General features: G+C 50.2%; 2 protein-coding genes and 1 pseudogene. 1 reads left to right on the top strand and 2 read right to left on the bottom strand.

Going from position 1 to position 1,030, the window contains the following annotated elements; all coding sequences use genetic code 11:
* Positions 1 to 145: 145 nt before the first annotated feature.
* Positions 146 to 268: pseudogene (locus J9892_RS21750) on the bottom strand (IS1595 family transposase); the annotation flags it as partial.
* Between the two features lie 58 nt (positions 269 to 326).
* Here J9892_RS21750 and J9892_RS21745 point away from each other — a divergent pair.
* The gene (locus tag J9892_RS21745; RefSeq protein WP_161470679.1) at positions 327 to 689 is read left to right on the top strand and encodes a hypothetical protein; all 363 of its coding nucleotides are present in this window, start codon (positions 327 to 329) and stop codon (positions 687 to 689) included.
* 16 nt (positions 690 to 705) lie between these two features.
* On the opposite strand, the gene J9892_RS21740 is transcribed toward J9892_RS21745, so the two are convergent.
* Positions 706 to 1,030 (bottom strand): transposase domain-containing protein (locus J9892_RS21740; protein ID WP_210538979.1); only part of this gene is annotated, 325 nt, incomplete at its 5' end.

Genomic DNA, 1,030 nt, shown 5'->3' with positions numbered 1-1,030 from the left:
TTTGCGCTTTGGTGGCATCCATGAATATCGACTGGGAGAAGCTCCGCCACAAGTAACGGAGCTAACAGGAGACCAGCAGATCATTTTGGAGGTATTGGGTGAGCGCTATCGGCAAATTTATTCCTAAATCAGGTGCGGAATGTCGGATGAAACCGTTCGGAAAACGCCAAGCGAGCAGCGCGTTTTCGCACTGCGCTTCAGTGCCATAGTCCTTGAAAAAATCAAACAGGCTGTAGCCTTTCTGGAATTGGACTTTGCTTTTGGCCATGATCTCGCACCTCAGTAACTGTACGTAAGATCAGTATAGCTCGTGGTGACTGCTAATCATGGGTAATCAGGATCAAGTATTAGAAGGTGAATTTTATGAGGATAAGTTACTGCTGATACACCAAAGCTGGCACCAAAAGGTCGTGCCATTTTTGATGGAGCGTCCCCATATTCAACAGAACTATCTGCTTTATCATGTCTACCACAACCAGTTCCCAGCGGGGTATGACTCCCCACAAGTAGCCTATCAGGTTCTCATTGCGGACTATTTCTTGCTGCGCAGCTATTTATCCTTGATCGCGATGGATGAAGAATTGCTTACCGAAAAGAATGTTACAGATTTGTTTTATAGCTACCATACACTTCGCCAACACAATTCGAAGTTTTTGACCGTATTGGCGCAAGGCCTGCAACAATCGTAAGCGCCGCTAAATCGACCTACTTGCCTTCGTTGTATTGCGCCACTTTTTTTGCAATGGGCTCCAGCGGGACGTTCCATGGTAGCAGGGCTTCGAGTTTTTCCAGGCTATCGGCCTCGCCGATCTGCGCCAGCACATGGTTGATATACGCTGATGGCTCCAGGTCATTGGCTTTGGCTGTCTCCAGCAGCGAGTAGCAGGTTGCACTGGCCTTGGCGCCTTGCGCGCTGTCGGCGAATAACCAGGCCTTGCGCCCCACGGCGAACGGGCGGATTGCGTTCTCCGCCAGGATATTGCTGATGTGCAGATCACCCCGCTCGCAGTAGCCGACCAGATAGGGCCAC

Origin of the sequence: Aeromonas sp. Prich7-2 (assembly GCF_017939255.1) — a bacterium.
GTDB classification, from domain to species: domain Bacteria; phylum Pseudomonadota; class Gammaproteobacteria; order Enterobacterales; family Aeromonadaceae; genus Aeromonas; species Aeromonas caviae.
The sequence above is the reverse complement of the archived record's forward strand: the minus strand, read 5'-3'. Positions and strand labels throughout refer to the sequence as shown.